This window comes from Abiotrophia defectiva ATCC 49176 (assembly GCF_000160075.2).
In the GTDB taxonomy this organism is placed as follows: Bacteria; Bacillota; Bacilli; order Lactobacillales; family Aerococcaceae; genus Abiotrophia; species Abiotrophia defectiva.
This window is the reverse complement of record NZ_KI535341.1, coordinates 93,934-112,454: the sequence shown is the minus strand read 5'-3', so window position 1 is coordinate 112,454 and position 18,521 is coordinate 93,934. Positions and strand designations below refer to the sequence as shown.

At 43.8% G+C, this 18,521-nt stretch carries 18 protein-coding genes and 2 pseudogenes; 16 read left to right on the top strand and 4 right to left on the bottom strand.

Annotated elements, in window-relative coordinates; all coding sequences use genetic code 11:
• Positions 1–227: 227 nt before the first annotated feature.
• The 4 genes from rlmD to GCWU000182_RS09715 all read left to right on the top strand — a co-directional run bounded on the left by rlmD (position 228) and on the right by GCWU000182_RS09715 (position 3,664).
• On the top strand, positions 228–1,604 hold the full coding sequence (gene rlmD / locus GCWU000182_RS08005) for a 23S rRNA (uracil(1939)-C(5))-methyltransferase RlmD (protein WP_035364805.1): 1,377 nt from the start codon (positions 228–230) through the stop codon (positions 1,602–1,604).
• A 237-nt stretch (positions 1,605–1,841) separates the two neighbouring features.
• Positions 1,842–2,603, top strand: a complete 762-nt coding sequence (locus tag GCWU000182_RS08000; protein ID WP_023392308.1) for a DUF6710 family protein — start codon at positions 1,842–1,844, stop codon at positions 2,601–2,603.
• A 470-nt stretch (positions 2,604–3,073) separates the two neighbouring features.
• Positions 3,074–3,313 (top strand): cyclic nucleotide-binding domain-containing protein, encoded by a 240-nt coding sequence (locus GCWU000182_RS07995; RefSeq protein ID WP_023392307.1) that lies wholly within the window; start codon positions 3,074–3,076, stop codon positions 3,311–3,313.
• Positions 3,314–3,346: 33 nt separating this feature from the next.
• Positions 3,347–3,664 (top strand): Crp/Fnr family transcriptional regulator, encoded by a 318-nt coding sequence (locus GCWU000182_RS09715; protein ID WP_156905304.1) that lies wholly within the window; start codon positions 3,347–3,349, stop codon positions 3,662–3,664.
• Positions 3,665–3,955: 291 nt separating this feature from the next.
• Here GCWU000182_RS09715 and GCWU000182_RS07985 read toward each other — a convergent pair.
• Positions 3,956–4,396: pseudogene (locus tag GCWU000182_RS07985) on the bottom strand (transposase); the annotation flags it as partial.
• Between GCWU000182_RS07985 and GCWU000182_RS10095 the strand changes: the two are divergent.
• From GCWU000182_RS10095 to GCWU000182_RS07965, 5 genes and pseudogenes are all read left to right on the top strand, one after another.
• Positions 4,378–4,692 (top strand): annotated as a pseudogene (locus GCWU000182_RS10095) (ATP-grasp domain-containing protein); the annotation flags it as partial. The pseudogenes GCWU000182_RS07985 and GCWU000182_RS10095 overlap by 19 nt on opposite strands.
• Positions 4,693–5,085: 393 nt before the next feature.
• Positions 5,086–6,180: a ferrochelatase gene (hemH, locus tag GCWU000182_RS07980; RefSeq protein WP_023392301.1), complete on the top strand. Its 1,095-nt coding sequence runs from the start codon at positions 5,086–5,088 to the stop codon at positions 6,178–6,180.
• A 168-nt stretch (positions 6,181–6,348) separates the two neighbouring features.
• Positions 6,349–7,275, top strand: coding sequence for a hypothetical protein (locus GCWU000182_RS07975; RefSeq protein WP_035364803.1), 927 nt, complete (start codon positions 6,349–6,351; stop codon positions 7,273–7,275).
• Between the two features lie 169 nt (positions 7,276–7,444).
• Positions 7,445–7,852 carry an SRPBCC family protein gene (locus tag GCWU000182_RS07970; protein ID WP_023392299.1) on the top strand — a complete coding sequence of 136 codons (408 nt, stop codon included), beginning with the start codon at positions 7,445–7,447 and terminating at the stop codon, positions 7,850–7,852.
• A gap of 67 nt (positions 7,853–7,919) precedes the next feature.
• The gene (locus GCWU000182_RS07965; RefSeq protein WP_023392298.1) at positions 7,920–8,309 is read left to right on the top strand and encodes a MarR family winged helix-turn-helix transcriptional regulator; all 390 of its coding nucleotides are present in this window, start codon (positions 7,920–7,922) and stop codon (positions 8,307–8,309) included.
• A gap of 177 nt (positions 8,310–8,486) precedes the next feature.
• On the opposite strand, the gene GCWU000182_RS07960 is transcribed toward GCWU000182_RS07965, so the two are convergent.
• Genes GCWU000182_RS07960 through GCWU000182_RS07950 form a run of 3 tightly spaced genes read right to left on the bottom strand, consistent with a single transcriptional unit; the run spans position 8,487 to position 10,816 of the window.
• On the bottom strand, positions 8,487–8,888 hold the full coding sequence (locus GCWU000182_RS07960) for a hypothetical protein (protein ID WP_051372958.1): 402 nt from the start codon (positions 8,886–8,888) through the stop codon (positions 8,487–8,489).
• Positions 8,869–9,786: a phosphodiester glycosidase family protein gene (locus GCWU000182_RS07955; protein ID WP_023392296.1), complete on the bottom strand. Its 918-nt coding sequence runs from the start codon at positions 9,784–9,786 to the stop codon at positions 8,869–8,871. Before GCWU000182_RS07955 ends, GCWU000182_RS07960 begins: the two co-directional genes overlap by 20 nt.
• A complete protein-coding gene (locus tag GCWU000182_RS07950; protein ID WP_023392295.1) occupies positions 9,776–10,816 on the bottom strand; it encodes a bifunctional glycosyltransferase family 2/GtrA family protein in 1,041 nt (346 codons plus the stop codon). Before GCWU000182_RS07950 ends, GCWU000182_RS07955 begins: the two co-directional genes overlap by 11 nt.
• A 183-nt stretch (positions 10,817–10,999) precedes the next feature.
• Between GCWU000182_RS07950 and GCWU000182_RS07945 the strand changes: the two genes are divergently transcribed.
• The 7 genes from GCWU000182_RS07945 to GCWU000182_RS07915 all read left to right on the top strand — a co-directional run bounded on the left by GCWU000182_RS07945 (position 11,000) and on the right by GCWU000182_RS07915 (position 18,488).
• Positions 11,000–11,962 carry an aminoglycoside phosphotransferase family protein gene (locus GCWU000182_RS07945; RefSeq protein ID WP_023392294.1) on the top strand — a complete coding sequence of 321 codons (963 nt, stop codon included), beginning with the start codon at positions 11,000–11,002 and terminating at the stop codon, positions 11,960–11,962.
• Between the two features lie 125 nt (positions 11,963–12,087).
• On the top strand, positions 12,088–12,636 hold the full coding sequence (locus GCWU000182_RS07940; RefSeq protein ID WP_023392293.1) for a DUF6609 family protein: 549 nt from the start codon (positions 12,088–12,090) through the stop codon (positions 12,634–12,636).
• Between the two features lie 105 nt (positions 12,637–12,741).
• Positions 12,742–13,770: a S66 family peptidase gene (locus GCWU000182_RS07935; RefSeq protein WP_035364799.1), complete on the top strand. Its 1,029-nt coding sequence runs from the start codon at positions 12,742–12,744 to the stop codon at positions 13,768–13,770.
• 110 nt (positions 13,771–13,880) lie between these two features.
• Complete coding sequence (locus GCWU000182_RS07930) at positions 13,881–14,723, top strand: DUF4300 family protein (protein WP_023392291.1); 843 nt, start codon at positions 13,881–13,883, stop codon at positions 14,721–14,723.
• Positions 14,724–14,897: 174 nt separating this feature from the next.
• Entirely contained in the window at positions 14,898–15,263 is a 366-nt protein-coding gene (locus GCWU000182_RS07925; protein WP_023392290.1) for a YdeI/OmpD-associated family protein, read from the top strand.
• Positions 15,264–15,292: 29 nt separating this feature from the next.
• Complete coding sequence (locus GCWU000182_RS07920; protein ID WP_023392289.1) at positions 15,293–15,862, top strand: GrpB family protein; 570 nt, start codon at positions 15,293–15,295, stop codon at positions 15,860–15,862.
• A gap of 259 nt (positions 15,863–16,121) precedes the next feature.
• Positions 16,122–18,488, top strand: a complete 2,367-nt coding sequence (locus GCWU000182_RS07915) for a G5 domain-containing protein (protein ID WP_023392288.1) — start codon at positions 16,122–16,124, stop codon at positions 18,486–18,488.
• The last annotated feature ends 33 nt before the right edge of the window (positions 18,489–18,521 follow it).

Here is an 18,521-nt window from a genome sequence, read left to right as displayed (position 1 = left end):
TTCTTGTATTAAGACCACCACCAGCGTTTAATAGAACCATGAACTGGTCCCAATCCCCACAAGCTAGGTAAAAAGTCAGCGCCAGTCCATGGATAAGAAGAACGATGGACTGGCTCGCCGAAAAAGGCGGCATATGGCTTCCTAAACTAGCCCGCAAGGAGGCGGCAAGCCTTTGCCTGACTGGTATTTCGTGGTATGATAGGAAGGAAGAGCAAAGGAGACTGAAGATGGACGCAAAACAAGTATTTAAGAAGAATCAAGTACACCAAGGCCAGGTAGTCGACTTGACCCATGAAGGCCAGGGTGTCGTCAAAATCGAGGGCTATCCCTTCTTTGTGGAGGGCGTTATTCCGGGCGAGCAGGTGGCCATTAAGGTCCTCAAGGTCGGCAAGTCCTTCGGATTTGCGCGCCTAGAAGAGGTTCTAACGCCCAGTCCGGATCGAGTGGAGATTACCGACCCTATCGGCCGTCAGATTGGCACCATGACCTTGCAACATATGGCTTATCCTGCCCAGCTCAAGGCTAAGCAGGCCCTAGTCAAGCAGGTCTTCAGTCGCCTAGGGAAATTCCCGGAAAGTCTGGAAGTCCGGCCAACTTATGGCATGGACCATCCTTGGCAATATCGTAATAAGGCGCAAATCCCGGTGCGGACTGTCAAAGGCCAGCTAGAGACTGGCTTCTTCCGCAAGAATAGCCATCAGCTAGTGCCCGTAGAGAATTTCCATATTCAAGATCCGGCCATCGACCAAGCCATTTTAGTGACGCGGGACATTCTGCGCCAGCTAGGCTACTCGGCTTACGACGAGGAAAGTCGCAAGGGCCAAATCCGACATATCATCGTCAAGCGTGGTCACTATAGCGGCCAAGTCATGTTAATCCTGGTCGTCAACGGCAAAGGCCTGCCAGCTGAGGATAAGTTGATTAAGGCACTCACAAAGGCCATTCCTAACCTAGTTAGCCTGGTCCTCAATAGTCATACGCAGGCCAATAATGTCATTATGGGACCAACCAATCGCCTCTTGTGGGGCCAGCCAGTTTATCAGGACCAGATGTTGGGGCTGGATTTCTCCATCTCCCCACATTCCTTCTATCAGGTCAACACTCCTCAGGCCGAGGCCCTCTATCGTTATGCCCTTGAGGCAGCTGATTTATCTGGCAGTGAAACCGTCCTGGACGCCTATTGCGGGATTGGCACCATCTCCCTGGCCCTAGCCCGCCAAGCCGGTCAGGTCTATGCCATGGAAATCGTGCCTGAAGCTATTGATATGGCGCGGGCCAATGCCGAGGCCAACGGCCTAAGTAATGTCACCTTCCAAGCCGGCAAGGCCGAAGAAGTGCTGCCAGCTTGGCAGGCAGAAGGCATTCATTTTGATGTAGCGGTGGTCGACCCACCACGCAAGGGCCTAGACCCTGAATTCGTTAAGACCCTGATTGAACTGGCGCCAGACAAGATCGTCTACGTGTCCTGTAACCCAGCCACCTGCGCCCGTGACTGCCAACTCTTGGCCCAGGCAGGCTATGAGCTGCAGTGGGTGCAGCCGGTTGACTTATTCCCGAAGACTGCACATATCGAGGTTGTAGGACTGCTGGAGAGAAAGGGATAAAGCCCGCCGTTTCAAAGGATAAGGATATTACAATAATATATGGTCAACATCAAGGGGCTGAAACAGCTCGCATAAAAAATGGTATTTTTAGAAAAATTTTTAATGAGAATACAACACGATGGAAAACAATCAAAAATCTAATTGAAACAAATCCAGCTCGGTTTAAGAAATTAAAATTAAAGCTAGAAACTCATCAGAACTGGATTTTTTAGTCTTTTTGATTAATAGGAGAAAATAATGATTGATACAATAGGTAAGTTTTTTGGTTCTTTTTTTAGAACTGAGAGAAATAATGATTATAAAAGTAAATATAATAGGTATATGGAGAAACTAAACAATAGTGAGAATACTAACGAAAAGGTAAAAATTGTAAAAAATATTTTATCGGTGATAATTGATTATCTAAATTTTGATGAAGCAATTCAATCTATTGAAACAGTTCATGAAGCTCAAGATAATTCAAGTATTGAGGGAGTCTATAATTTTCTTGCTTACGAAACAGATTTGCATATTGATGAAGTTATTTGTGAAAAAGTACATCCAGATGACATGAAATACTATGAAAATAAGAAAATACGTAAGGAAGGCCCAATTAGCATAAAAGTAAATGAGTTACCAATTTTATTAAACCCATGGAATTCAGATAGGATAATTAGAAATCTTGATGGTATTAACGACCAAAATGTTTTTGATGGAAATAAGCATAGTTTCAATATCGATAATCATTATTTGCATCCAATGGATATTGTTATTTGTAATGGGGGGAATCATTCGCAGTTTTCAGCAAGGATGAAACATCAAGGACATACCCTTATTAAAAGTATACGAGACTATTCGGTATTATATAACCATATTTACTTTGATGGTCAAGAATTTAAAAGAAAGTCAGATGAAACAGTTATTGATTTGCAATATGATACAAAGCTTGTATTCTACTCAGGAGTTATTTTTGAATACGGAAGGCATTTACTTGAAGCAGATTATCATAGATTCGAATGAGCTGTTGAACATTCTCGTATAAAGGCAGTAAAGTCTGTAAAATTGTTACATATACGCTATTTCTAACTAAGAGAAATCTACGTTAAATTTTATATCATGTTTTAAGTGTTTCAGAGTGTCCTTATAAATCCTAGCCCTTGATAATCCATTTCAGAGTATCGGACTGTCCTATCAAGACACGTTGAGACGGTGGTCTTAATGTCAAGGAAAGATACATAAGAGTCTCGATAGCCCTTGAAATAAGTCACTTTCCGGCTCTCGACCGCTTCAAGGAAGCTCACATGGACAAATGCTCGGCGGCAACTTATCCAAGCAAATTTATGGCAAAAATGTGATAGGGACGGGCTGCCGGTTTAGATGCCAGGGGTTGAGTTGCCACTTTAGATGATGGGTAGGTCAAGGCTGCGGATTAGATGTCAATGGTCGGAAGGGCTTGAAAATAAAGACTTTATGAAGAAAAGCGAAAGGAGTTGTTAAAGAATGGATGTAAAACAGAAAAAGATATTCTTTCCTATGCACTGCATGAAAGCACGGAAAGTGAATTGAATGAAGCTCTCGCTCAAGATGCCGATGAGGTGTTTTATCCGAAGAAAAGCCAGATTCTCGGCATGGGTGAACCGCAGCGGTATGTCTATCTGATTATAAAGGGCCTTGCCAGAAGCTACTATATCGACGAGAACGGAAATGACATCACAAAGCTTTTCATGTAGGAAAATGAGTTCATGCTTGGAGAGGCGCTTTTCATGGAAAAAAGAGTTGAGGTGTTTGAGACTGTTGAGGATGTTTTAGGTTTGAGTTTTCGTTCGGACAAGCTGAAGGCCATCTTGCTTTCAAGCCCGGAAACCATGAGAGGGTATATTGCGCTGCTGGAGCAGACAATCATCTTCAAGATGAATCGGGAGTATAACTTTCAATGCCTCAATGCCACAGAGAAGTATCTTGCCTTTCGTAAGACCTATCCCGGCATTGAAGACAGGCTTCCGCAAAACCTTATTGCCTCCTATCTAGGTATCGCAAGGGAGTCCATGAGTCGCATTCGAAAAAATTTTTCTGAGAATTAACAAATGTCAATGAGAAAAACCTCCGATTTCAGTAAGATAGGATTATCAGAGATGATAAAAACTGAAACGGAGGTTTTATATATTATGGCGACATATGAGAATCAGAAGGCATGGAGAGATATTCAGGAATTTCTGCCCGCTCAGCTGAAAAAATGAGATGACATTACAAAAAAGAGAGCAAGACACCCTATAGGCAAATTCCCAAGGGCGACTTGCTCTTTAATTCTATAATATCGATGCTGATGCCGGATTTGAACGGCTCTTTGTCAACTGTAGTGGGGTGAAGAAAAGCTAAGATCTAGAAAGGACAAATTTCGTCCTTTCTTTTTTGATATTCAGAGCGATAAAAATCCGTTTTTTGAAGTTTTCAAAGTTCCGAAAACCAAAGGCATTTCGTTTGATGAGGTTAATGAGATTATTAGTCGCTTCCAATTTGGCGTTAGAATAGGCTAGTTGAAGGGCGTTGACAATTTTCTCTTTGTCCTTTAGAAAGGTTTTAAAGATAGTCTGAAAAAGGGGATGAACCTGCTTTAGATTGTCCTCAATGAGTCCGAAAAATTTATCAGCTTCTTTACTCTGAAAGTGAAGAAGCAAAATCTGATAGAGATGATAGTGTTGTTTCAAGTCTTCTGAATAGCTCAAAAGCTTGTCTAGAATCTTTTTATTGGTCAAGTGCATGCGAAAAGTAGGGCGATAAAAACGCTTATCGCTGAGTTTATGACTATCCCATTGAGCTTAAAGAGTTTTATGGTCGAAAAATTTATGAAGGTGTTTTAGGAGAGATTGTAAATATACCTGATAATTGGGGAAAATTTATTAAGCCTAAAGCTGGTTCAAAAGTCTTTAATGGAAGAGTTGTTAATGGAACCCGTGATTTGATAGGTAATGGTTTACCTTTTGACTATCCTATATGGATTAGTGAGGTTGTAAAATTCATAGCTGAATGGCGTTGTTTTGTTTTAGATGGTCGACCTTATACAGGTGATTATCATGCACAATTTGATTCTAGTGTAATTGATGAAGCCATATATTGAATGGGTACCGTAGATGTCGAAGGCGCCTTTTAGGAAGGAGCTGTAGGCTGCTTTAGCATTTTCTGTTCTGAGGAAGTGCTTATGAAGTTTTGGTCAAGCAGATTAGGGGCTAGACCTAGTAGGAGGGGAATCAGGAAGAGTAGGTGCATGAAGGGTGAGTATACCTGGTGGCTGAAGTATTCATAGCCCCTTCCTATTACTAAGGCGCAAGTAGTAGCGACTTTATAGAAGAGGATGTCTTTCTTGTTTTGATTGGTTTTTGTGTAGTGCGGATATGCTGAATAGAAGGCCTAAGCCTGAATAACAGAACCAAAGCCAGTTCCAATAAAACCCTTTCTATGGTAGAATAAGAGACGGAAACTACGACACACACATAAGGAGTTTGACATGTCTAAGAAAGCTGTCCTCATGATGACCTTTGGGTCACCAGAAGCGATTAGCTATGAAGCAGTCGCTGAATTTTTCACCAATATTCGCCGGGGTGTTCGTCCAGAAGAAGATGAAATCAAAACCCTATATGATAATTATGTTCGGATTGGTGGCACGCCTCTCCAAGCCATTACCAGGGAAGAAGTGAGGCTAGTAGCTGAGGCCCTAGAAGGTCAAGCGAAGGTTTATTTTGCTAATAAATTTTCGCGTCCCTTCATCCCCGATGTTATTGCTCAGATGGAGGCAGATGGGATTGAAGACTGCCTCTGTTTAATCTTGGAACCTCATTTTTCCTATTACTCCGTAATGGGCTATGAGAAATTCCTAGAGAGCCAGACCATCCGTTTTCAAGTCATTAAAGACTGGTATCGCGAGCCAGCCCTTATCAATTATTGGGTAGAGGAGATTCGAAAAATTATCCAAGAAATTGGTAGTCAGACTTATCGGGTCGTTTTCTCGGCTCATAGCGTACCTGTCTTGGCCTTAGAGTTTGGCGATCCTTATATCGACCAAATCTACGACAATAGCCGCTTGATTGCTGAAGGTCTCGGTCTTGCTCCAGACCAGTATACTAACACTTGGCAGAGCGAGAGCGATATTGGGATGCCATGGATTAAGCCAGATGTCTTGGAGTATTTGCGGGAGCAAAGCCAGCATCCCGACCATTATATCTTTGTGCCTATTGCTTTTATTAGTGAGCATATCGAGGTGCTTTTTGACAATGATGTGGAGTGTCAAGAACTCTGCCATGAATTAGGGGTGGGCTATAAGCGTCCTCCTATGCCCAATACGGATCCACGTCTGATTGAGGCCTTACTGTCAACGATTGCCAAGCATCTCCACGGGGACTACAAAATCCATCAAGCTGATGAGACTACTTTTGATGAGATGGCGGCGCCTAGAGACAGCGATGCGATTCTAAAAGAAGACCAAGACATCCAGATGCCTGATTTTGTTAAGAAGCTCATTGCCAAAAAGGGACGAGAAAATGTCAAAATGCCATATCTAGTCAAGAAAATGCTGGAGAAGAAATTCGGCAAGAAGTACGATTAAACAGCAAAAAAAGCCTCCTTAGCTGGATAAAAATCTAACTAAGGGGCTTTTTTAATGGTCTGTAACTTTTTTCAATCCCCACACCCCATAAATTCTGATCCTTTTTTCTAGGGTGGCCTGGCTAACTGCACTGTATAATCAAGCTATCAATGAGAAGGAGGCAGTTAGATGCAGACATATTTTGGAGACGTATCACTTTGTTATACCTATTCTTTGGCCATGGCATTGGAGGCCTATGGTTATGACCTGAGAGCGGAATATCTTGAGGCCCTTATGTTGATGGGGAATGGGGCTTCCATTGTCAAAGAAGATGAAGAGCACCCATTAGTATTCTTCGATAATGGCATGCCGGACCTTTCGATCTCTCATGTCTTAGAAGTTCTAGGTTTTGACTATGAAGAATATTATCTAAGAGAGGGGCAAGCAGTTGATTTGGATTTAATCAGAAGGAAATTGAAAGCTCTTCTAGCTAATGGGCCGGTAGTGTTGGGGCCACTCGATATGGGGCATCTGACCTATAATCCTAACCACACTCACTTATACGGAGTGGATCACTTTGTCTCAGTTTATGATTTAGATGATGATTATCTCTACTTGCATGATCCAGCAGGTTTTGCCTGTATGAAGATTCAGTTCGAAGACTTTCTGCCAGCATGGCAAGCCCAGGCAATCGACTACAAGCGGGGCGCCTATTCTATGTGGGGCAATTTCAAGCGAGTCGCTAATCCAGACGCGAGCGCAATCTATCTGGCTACCTCGCAAATAATGGCCCAAAGATACATGCAAGGGCAAGAAGGCGTCCTTCCACTCTACGCGGCGGCAGTAGCAAAATATGGCTTGAACGATGAGCAAAAGCAACTGCATCAGTATTTCAGCTTTAAACTGGCAGCTGTTAGAAATCTCTACCTGAGTAGATTTCTAGCAGAGCATGATAGTCTGCGTTCAAAAATTAAAGAAGACTTAGCCTCTTTATTCGGACAAGCCCACCTGTCTTGCCTAAAGGAAGATTACGAAGACTTGTCCCGCCTCTTGTTGGAGATAGCGGAATTAGATGACCGATTTAGAGCTTTATGCCTAGAAGCTAGAGATAGTTAAGTCTTAACCTCATATCCAAAACAAACCGGAGGCGCCTTTACAGGCAGCCCTCCGGTTATTTCATTTTCTATTTTGCCATCCCTGCCCTTACGATTCTAAAAATATCAGTGTTGACGCACATTGTAAAATAACATATAATAAGTACACTTAATAAAAAGAGGTGAAAACAATGGAATTTAGTTTCAGTTTGAAAATTAAAGCAACAAAAGAAGCTGTTTGGGAGTATTATGCCAATATTGAAAAATGGTATGCCTGGGAAGAGGATTTAAAAAATATTACATTAAACGATGATTTTAAGACTGGGTCCCATGGGACGATGGAGCTTGAAGGTATGCCTCCTATGGATTATCAGCTTACCCTGGTAACAGCCTTCGAAGAATTTTGGGATAAAACAGCCACTCCTTTTGGTGACATCCTTTTTGGACACCAAATAATGGAGAACAATGATGGAAGTGTAACGGTCAAACATTCTGTATCCTTAGATAGTGAGGATAAGCAATATTTAGAATTTTTACGCCAGGTGTTCTCAGATGTCCCTAACTCTATATTTATTCTGAAAGAGCTTTTGGAAAGATAGGGGGGATTGCTGTTTGTTTACATCGAAATATAAAAAAGATTCAGAACAATCAACAGGCTTGTTGTTTATGAGGGTGTACAATAAATGGCACTTCATGATAAAAAAAGAGTTAAAGAAAATGAATCTGACTCACCCTCAATTTGTTGTTATAGCCTCTCTTGCCTATCTAGCTCAAACTAATGACGAAGTGACTCAAGTCATGATTTCTAAACTTTCCGGGATAGACGTAATGACTGTTTCTCAAATATTGAGTTTATTAGAAAAACATGCATATATAGAGAGAAAAGAACACTCCAGAGATTCAAGAGCTAAGGCTGTTATTTTGAACAAAAAGGGAGAAGATATTTTACAAAAAGCGGTGCCCGTAATCGAGCAAATTGATGAGTTATTCTTTGGAAAACTAGTTGAGGATGGAGATCATTTCAAACACCTTCTTGCTAGGTTAAACGAAGAATAGTTTAAACGGAATCTTGGTTGCGCTTTGCAACCAAGATTTTTAATTTCTTACCGTGCTCGAGGATTTTTTGAAGGTACGAGAATGGTGATAACTAATTGCCTTATATTATAAACAAGCCCCATCAGCCGGATCAGAGAATCCAACTGATGGGGTGCTGTTGTTATAGTAACCAATTTCCTATTTTTCCATCTCCTTCCTCTGGCGGATTTCAAAGCCAAGTGCGACCAGCAAGAGTAGCAGGCCTACTGGCAGGTAGAAGCTTGGGTAGACTGAATGGGTGCCGTAGATGTCGAAGATGCCTTTTAGGAAGGAACCGAAGATGAGGGTGAGGACGCCCATCTTGTAGGCTGCCTTGGCATTTTCTGATTTGAGGAAGTACTTATGAAGTTTGTGGGCCAGCAGATTAGGGGCTAGCCCTAGTAGGAGGGGAATCAGGAAGAGTAGGTACATGAAGGGCGAGTAGACCTGGTGGCTGAAGCACTCATAGACCGTTCCGATTACCAAGGTGCTAATACTAGCGACTGTGTAGAAGAGGATGTCTTGCTTGTGGTGATTGGCTTTATAGGTAGACAATGTCACTCACCTCTCTTTTTTCAATATTGTGACCGTTGGTGGTTGGTTTGTTAATAATCTGACCATTGAAGTACATGGTAGAGGAGCCACCGCCATCTAGGTTATAGGCGGTTGTGACCTTGAGTTCCTTCATGAAGTCGGCTAATTCCTTAAGGGATAGGCCCTTGCTTTCATCTGTTCGTCCATCCGAGACGACCAAGACATAATGCTTGTCATCGATGATACCGATGGCTGTCCGTGGGTTGCTGGCCATGGCCTTGCCCACTTCGTCGGTACTATCGACAGCCACCTGGCTGTCCTCAATCAGGGCTGGCCCGAAGGATAGGACCTGAACTGCACCCTTATTAAGCAGTTCTTGGGCTGTAATATCACCTTCTCTGATAATCTCGAAGCTGCCATCTTGGTAGATGACTAAGTCCTCTTGATTAGGGTCCTGGCTATCGCTTCGTAAGAGCTGACCGTTGCGGATAACATAACCGGCATCTCTGGCCCCGTAGTAGTCCCCGTTGACCGCTAAGACGGCATTGACGCTCTGAGCGGTGGTCGAGGTCTTGGCCTTGACGTTGCGGCCGTAGGTCTCGTCTGCTAGGGCCGTCTTGATAGAGGCGTCGCCTTTGATGGTGACGGTGGCTACATGAATCTGAGTCGAATTGCGCTCGTAGGTATCGATGGCAATGGCCTTGGTGTCATCTTCATAGGCAGTGGCTGTATTTACCGTGGCAGTGCTTGTGCCACTAGAATTAGCGGACTGGTTGGTGGTTGTAGTTTCGTTGCTGAACTTGGTATAGCTCTTAGAGATGAAGAGGGTATCCAGGACGGCCAGGCCAGAGCTCCCGACTAGCAAGATACTATAGACCAGGGTTAAGGCTTTTCTGAGTGATTTTCCTTTTAGCTTATTTGACATAATGCACACCTTTCTTTCGCCCAAAAATCAGCTTCTTCTGGACTAACCAGTTGAAGAAAAACATGCCGATTTCTGTTAGGATTTTACCGATGAGGGGACCAATCCCAATGCCGTAGCTCAGTCCCATTAAGACCAGCGTGTTGAGGCCTAGGGATAAGCCGGCCAGTAGGGCGTAAGCACCTAGCTCCTTGAGGACGGGGTGGTCGCTGGCGAAGACTAGTTTCTTATTGATAAAGAAGTTGAAGCCGGCGCTGATTAGTCGCGCAATGACATTAGCGGTTACCAGGGGTAGGCCGGCAAAAACCTGCAAGGCGTAGAGGCTATAGTCTAGAAAAAAAGAGAGGAGGGAGGAGAGGCCAAAGCGCAGAATCTCCTTATAGATGCGGAAGGAATCTCGCAAGGGATTGAAGTGCGAGCCCTCGTTCTTGTTCTCGTAGATGGTTTTAATCTTGAGCTCGTAGAAGGGGCGTTTTTCCTTGGCCCATACCATGAGCACATTCATCTCGTATTCGAAGCGTGAGCCTGAGATTTCCAGCATCTTATCCAAGTGGATGCCAGAGAAACCGCGTAGGCCTGTCTGGGTATCGGAAAGCTTGCTGCCACTGGTTAGTTGGAAAATTTTCAGGGTAATCTTATTGCCAACCTTACTTCTCAGCGGCACCTCTTGGCCGTCAAAATTCCGGACGCCAAGTACTAGGCTATCTGAATCTAGAGCCGCGCGTCTGGCAATTCTTATAATATCCTCAGGACTATGTTGTCCGTCAGAGTCGGCCGTGACGACGGCCAGGTCTTGGCCTGGGTAGTTTTCCTTGATAAATTGGTAGGCTGTTTTCAGGGCGGCACCTTTGCCTTGATTTTCAGCATGTCTCAGCACTCGAGCTCCTGCTAATTGGTTGAAGATAGGGAGGTATTTCTCCCCACTGCCATCATCTACTACGATGACATCTAAGTCTTTGGCGACTAATTCTGCCGTTAGCTTTATTAGTCTTTCTTCTGGTTCATATGAAGGTATGACGACGATTGTTCTCATTGTTTTACACCGCTCACCTATAGGGGAGCTTTCTCCTTTCCTTAGTGCTAACTCTAATGTAAAGCATGAACCTAAAAGCTACTTAAAAGCAGTGGAAAAGAATGAAGAGACTATTTAAAATAGAGATGAGTAGACAAATGAGTTTAAAGATAAGCTAGAAAAATAAAAGGGGAATAGCATCAGATGAAAAACTGGGAAGACCACATTCCAAGCAATGTTCGAAACAAGTTGGATGCATTAGGTGATGAGGGACTACAATGGAAAAAGGACTTAAACACAGTTATTGATTGCATAGCAAAAGAGTGGAGCCTTTCTTTGGAGCAAATCCTCGAAGGAGGATCAGAGGCCTTTGTAGCAAAATGTGCCTTGAGAAATCAAGAAAAGGGGATTCTCAAATTATTTATGCCTCAATTGGAGGGGAATTCCGAGTTTGAGCAACAAGTAGAGGCCCTTAGAGTTGTAAATGGAGCGGGATATGTCAAGTTGCTCAAGCATGATGTCAAGAGGAAAGCAGTCTTACTAGAGTGTTTGGGTGAGCCTTTGAGTGAGTCTGACTATTCTATTAGAGAGCAAATGAAGATAATTTGCGGGCTACTTAAGAAAACCTGGATTCCCCTCGATGAAAAACAGGAGCTAAGACTGATGGGACAATTAATTGGGTGGTTTCAAGACTTTATCCTGTCCACTTGGGAAAAATTAGAGCAACCGTGCAGTAAAGAAATCATTGAACGGGCGCTCTTGTTTTTAGAATCAAGAAGAAAGTGCCTGTCTTCATATCAATCTGTGCTAGTCCATGGGGATCCACACGCTGACAATATACTGAAAGCACTAGATTCCAATGAGCTATCTTATAAATTGATAGATCCGGATGGAATCCTAGGAGAACCTGCCTACGACCTTGGAATCCTCGTGCGAGAATGGGTGGAGGAGTTAGTTGATGCTCCTTTGGAAAAAGCTATTGAGAGAGTTCTCTTGCTTCATAATGAAACTGGAGTTGAGAAGCAGAGCATCTGGGAATGGGCATTCATTCAATCTGTCTCAACAGGGTTGTTTTTAAAAGTAATTCAAGAACACGGCTTAGGTGATAGCCTCTTAAGAATTGCTCAGGAATGGTTGCGCTTTGAGCAGTTCCCAGTTCCAGTATAAATATTGAGCTAAAAGGAGCTTGTCACTCCTTTTCTTCTATTAAAGTGCTATAATAAAGTAAGAGCCACCTAGCTTACTGGATAGAAGCTAGATGGCAGTTAAGAAGATTTTGGAGGCACTTATTTATGGGATTTTTAGGCTATGACAAGAATGAAAAACTAGCATTTAACTTCAAGAAAGCCTGTGGCTTATGGTTAATGGCCGTCGCGTCGGTGATTGCAGTGGCAACCTTGATTGGCGGCAAGCAGATTATCAATATGCAGGTTTTCAGCATAGGCTACATTGTCAGCTTTTTTGCTATTAACCAGAACAAGCCCCTACTTAATAAATTATCAACTGGCAGTTCGAGTCCCTTCCAGAAGAAAGTAGCCCTCTATGCGGTCATTTTACTCTTTGTCTTAATGGCCATCTTAGGCGGGCCCTTCTTCGCGACGGAGAATTGGCGCCTTATCTGGCTGGGAGCCTTAATGGCGACCGCACTGCATTTCCTCCCCTTCTATTTCGTGCATGGTAAGTCCATGATTTATCTAGCCCTGGTGTGTGCGGTCAATATTGCGGTTGGCTATCTCTTCCCTAATATTTCCATGGCGGTCATTGCCTATGTAGATGCTGCCATCAAGTTCGCCTTTGGGGCCTATCTCTACTTTTTGTCGCGACCATCTCAACAAGCATAAATAGTTCATTTTACCTTTTAATTTGTCGTTAAAAGGTATATTTTATAAGCATTTGACTTGCAGAAGTCAAGCTCGTCATTTGATTAATTTTGTGAGGTGAATATGATGATTAAAAAGCTAGCGATCGTCAGCCTATCAGCTGGGGTATTGGGCGAAGATTTCATCAAGCATGAGCTAAAAATTGGCCTTAAAAGACTGACAGACCTTGGCCTAGAGGTGAGTTTTATGCCCAATGCGCTCAAGGGAATTGACTATTTGAAGCAGCACCCGGAAGCACGGGCGGCCGATTTGTTACAGGCTTTTAGAGATCCAGAGATTGACATGATCCTCTGTGCCATTGGTGGCGACGATACTTATCGACTCTTACCCTATTTATTTGAAAACGGAGAGTTGGCTAGTGCTGTGTGTCAAAAGGTCTTCCTCGGTTTCTCCGATACGACCCTCAATCACTTGATGTTGCATAAAGTCGGGCTTAAAACTTTCTATGGACAATCCTTCCTTGCGGATATTTGTGAGCTCGACCAGGACATGCTGCCTTATACGCGACAATACTTTGAGGAATTAATAAAGACGGGTACAATAAAAGAAATAAGACCGAGTGAGCTGTGGTATGAGAGCCGAACTGACTTCGGCGTCGACCAAATTGGTAAGCCGTTGAAGTCTCACTTGGACCACGGTTTTGACTTGCTTCAGGGGAATCCAGTTTTCTCAGGCGAGATTCTTGGAGGCTGCCTTGACTCACTCTATGACATCTTTAATGGGGAGCGCTATGCGGATATGCCCCTGCTCTGTAGTCGATATGCCTTGTTCCCTCAAAAAGAAGATTGGGTGGGGAAAATCCTCTTGCTGGAAACTAGTGAAGAAAAGATGCCACCTGAGAAATTCTATCAAGCACTCACTCTGTTGAAGGAGACAGGTATCTTCGATTCGATTTCCGGCCTGCTAGTAGGCAAGCCCATGGATGAGGTATATTCGGAAGAATACAAGCAGATCTTGGTTGACGTCATCGCCAATCCAAGCTTGCCTGTGGTCTTTAACCTCAACGTCGGCCATGCTCAACCCCGCTGCATCATTCCCTTTGGCCTGAAAGCGACCGTAGATGCGACCAATCAGGTCATTAGGTTTGAAGGATAATTGGAAAATTGAATAGGGCGACAGCCTTCAATGAAGAAGCTCTTGGAGCAAGCCCAATAGATGGCGCCACAACTTATTTTGACAAAAATATCAGCTAGAGGAGAGACCTCATGTTCAAAAACACCAAAACCATCATCCTATCCCTCGGCCTCGTCTTAGCTCTAACAGCCTGCAGTCCTAAGCCAAGTGGCCAAGAAGCAAGTCCTTCTCATCCTAGCTATTCTAACCTTAATAGTCCAAGTAGCCTAGAAGAAGTGAGAAGCCTCTTGTCTGCTCATTTGGACAAGGATAGCGTTGAGGAATTCCTCAAACTTGTTAAGGACTACAATGACATTGTGGGACCTAGTGGGCTCAAGGGGGACTTCACCGAATTTACCAAGACGGACTACGATGTGGCTAAGATTAACCCGCTCTGGCATGAGCAGAAGGGGGATTTTATCGGGACTAATTGTCGCATTAACAGCTATACCTTGCTCAAAAACACCATTGAGATCCCGTCAGTCAGCCAAGATGATGAGCTGCTCTTCATGGATAATGACGCCATTGATAAGGGGCATGTCATGGATGCCAAGGATAAGGCGGCCTTCAATATCCTCTTCTCCCGGGTTAAGACCGAGGCTACCCAGGACGTCAAGGTCCACGCCAAGCGTATGGCGCAATATCTGTCCCGGTTCAAGTTCAATGACAAGGTTAGAATGCTGTCAGTAGTCTTGTATGATAATCTGGATGGCGACAGTCTCTTCATCGGCCATGTCGGTGTCTTAGTCCCAGCCAAAGAGGGCTATCTCTTCCTAGAGAAACTGACCTTCGAAGAGCCTTATCAGGCCATTAAGTTTGCTAGTAAGGAAGAAGTTTATCAATATCTGGGGACTAAGTACTCTGACTATACAGGCCCTGGCTTGGCCAAGCCCTTTATTATGGATAATGATCAATGGGTGGAAGGGGCTCAATAGCTATTTTATTGCCATTACCACAAGGTTTAAGACTGAATTTTTGGGGTGCTCGATGGGATAAAAAATCCGAGAACTCAGACTGGATGAAGGTAATCAATTAGATAAGGCACTGATGAGGCCTTCTTATCCTTAGTTTAGCAGAAATGTCACCATCAAGAATGAAAGGAAAAATCAATGCAACAATTAGACCAAGTCTATGATCAACTTCCGATTATATCTTTTGAAAAGAGACAAGAACTACATGATTGGTTACTAGCCAATGAACAAACTTCGCCAGGTATTTGGATTCGGATTTTCAAGGCCAAGTCCAAGTTGCCATCGGTGACCTTCCATGAGGTCTTGGAAGAAGGGCTTTGCTTCGGGTGGAGTGAAAGTATGCGACGGTCCTATGATGATCTGTCCTACCTGCAGAAGTTTACACCTCGCAAGGGCAGGTCTACCCAGTCTGAGCGGAATTTAAGACTGGTTGACAAGCTAGCAGCCGAGAATCGTATGCGACCTTCGGGCTACTCGGCTTTAGGTTTAAAGCCAAAAAACTAGATTTACTTTGTCTGAAAGGAGCCACCTATATGGCCAAGGATCTGAGTCAATTATCCTTAGAAGAACTCTGGCGCTTGTTTCCTATCTTCCTAGTGGCACCTAAGGCTCAGTGGGAGACCAATTATCAAGAAATGGCAATACGACTAGAACAAATCCTAGGAGATTTGCCTCTAGTTCGTATCAGTCACATTGGTAGCACGGCCATCCCGGGCATCTGGGCCAAGGATATTGTTGATGTCTTGGTCGAGTTGGCACCCCAGGCGGATTTGCGCCTAGCCAGTGATCGTCTAGTCCAGTCTGGCTTTCTTAAAATGTCAGAGTCAGAGGGGCGGGTATCCTTGAATGCGGGTTACACCCCAGAAGGCTTCGCGGATAAGGTCTATCACATTCACCTGCGCTACCAAGGAGATCACGATGAACTCTACTTTAGGGACTATCTCAGGGAACATACCCAAGTAGCCAAGGACTATGAGGGGCTTAAGTTGTCTCTCTGGTCTCAGTATGAGCACAATCGTGATGCTTACACCGATGCCAAGACTGACTTCATCCAAACATGGACGCGCCAAGCCCGTCAGGACTATGGGGCGCGCTATGACTAGCGAGCAGTATTTTAGCAGGTCAAGATAATCATTTAGAGGCAGGGTTTAACCCTGTCTCTTTTGCTGGATTCACATAATATCTAACCCTCAAATAAATTTCACAAAGCATATTGTGAAACCCTATTCTCCTGTGATACAATAGGGTTTGGCTTTCTAGATATTTTGTTATTGGCACATTAAATAAGGGTGAAAAAAATGTGCTTGTGATTTTATCTAAAGCGCCGATCAAGAAGGGAAAATAGGAGGGAAGAAACGATTTATGTTCAAACGAGATCAACAAAATCGGTCCAAGGCTAAACGGCTTAGCCTAGCTCATCGTCTTGTACTCGTGACGCTCTTGCTGACAAGCATGCTGCCATCTCCAGCAGTCCTTGCGGAGGATAGTCCAGCAATTAATGAAGCGGTGACGAGTGTCGAGCGAGACAATCAAACATCGGAAGAATCAGCTCAGTCTGAATCTTCAGCTTTACCAAACACACCAACGGGTAACCTATTGGATGATGACGAAGACGACGGTAATCTTGCCAATGGCTTATCGAGCGAGTCGTCTGAGCGTTCAGAAGATTTACCACAGACGCTAGAACCTAAAATCGACTACGATATTAAGGAACGCGCGCACTACCAATATGTTGCCGATCCAGACATGGATGCGGGAGCAGAAGAAGTCGTTGAAGAGGCAGTCCATGCGGGTCGTAAGACCACCACGACCTATAAAAAGGTCACGACACCGGATGTCGACCTGGGTCCAGGTGTGGAGGAAGCCTTAAAATCAGATAAATATATGTACTCTGATGAGAAAATCTACTCAGTAGACTACTCTCAAAAGACACCAAGTGAACAGATTGTAATCGACAAACTATTCGTATCAGTGCCTGCCACTCAAAACTTAGGCCCAAGCACTGGTGTCAGAGAATTGGCGCAGTCCGATACAACCTTAATTAAGCCGACAGAAGGTACCTATAAGGGCTACACCCTAACGACTGACATGTTGGACCCAAATAATCCAGCCATTAGAACTATTAAGTATCGGACAAAAGTCTCGGGAACTGATAAATGGGAAGAAGTTGATTTCAGTCGTGACGAAGACCTATACAAGGTAATGTTGGAGAAAAGCTTCAAATATCTTATTGGGGTAACCAGTGGGGCACATGTTGAACGCCTCATTCCTCTAAGAGAGAATAACTTGGTAACGCGAGAGGATGCGGTTCGTCGCTACTTTGCTAAAAACACCATGTCAGATGCCCTCTATGCCGATGTCAAAGCCAACTATCAACGTTTGCAATTAGCTTCAGAGAAGTTGGAAGCTATGGGTAAAACCGATGCCTTACAAAAATGGATGGCTTCCTGGGGGGAGTTGTCCTACAAATTGCTCGGCCGACGTTATGACTACGTTAACGGCTATGATACTTTCAGCTTCCACTATCATGGGGAGGTTCCTCAAGAGACGCGTGAGGCATTCGAGTCACTGGTTAAGGATATTCCGTTCGAATATCGAAAGAATATGGTCTATACAGTTGTGACAGATCAACAATTACCAAGTGTACGTGAAGATGCTGTTGGTAGTGCATATCCTCCTACTGGTCACATCAATCTACGCTACATTACGACATTTAATGGGAAAGAATTGTCTCAACCAGAATGGTATATGTTGAAGACTCTCTTACATGAAATAGGTCATTTAGTTGATTATAATGCGGGGATATTCGGTTCCTCAGAATATGAAGATGTATGGGATTATGTTAATTCCCGCTACAACATCGTAGGCTTTAGTCATACCCAAGAATTTGAGGCTCTCTATAATGCCTATGTTAAGGACCAAAAGGCTTATCCGGATCACTATACTGAAAGTACTGTAGAAGCTTTTGCTGAATTTTTTGCGGTTTATGTAGCTAAGAAGGTATTTAATTGGGAGTACTCTCGATATAAAATTGTTGATGGTGAATTGGTCTTGGATCCAAAAGGCTTTAGCCCAATGGACAAGTTAGAACCTTATTTTGCTAATCTCTACCATCAATTGTTCGAGCCAGCTGTTCGTTCCAAGATTGTAGTAGACACTATCACTACTGAAGAGAAAGAACTTAAGCACGGCTTAATCAAGGTCGGGGTTCGTCCTGAGGAGGAATTCGAAGACCTAGATTACGAGACAGAAGAACGTTTGGATAACACCCTAGAACAAGGTCAACGTCAAGTCTTGCAAGCAGGTGTTAACGGCCAAGTCCGTAAGCTGACTACTTACAAACTTGTCAATACGGAGACAGGCGAGATGAGTAGCGAGGTGACCAGAACCGTTGTTAAGCCAATGGTTAAGGAAATCATTCTGGTAGGGACTAAGCCACCATTCTCAGAAGCCAAAGGCGACCAATTCAATAATGGGGCAGCAGCAGTAGCGTCTGAGTTGCCAGAATTGTCTATCCCGGAAGAATCTTCAAGCAGCCAAGCTTCCTCTGAATCCTCTTCGAGCGCATCGCAAGAGAAGCCGGCTGAAAAACCAGCTGAGAAGCCAGCTCAGAAACCAGCTAAAAAATCAGAATTTAGCAATGTCATCTCAAATGCAACCAACTGGTTGGTGACAGGTTTCTTCGCGGTAGTTTCTTGGGTGACTTCGGTCTTTAAGAAATTTTTCTAATCTAGTCCTTTACTCTCCCTACTTGGAGAGTCA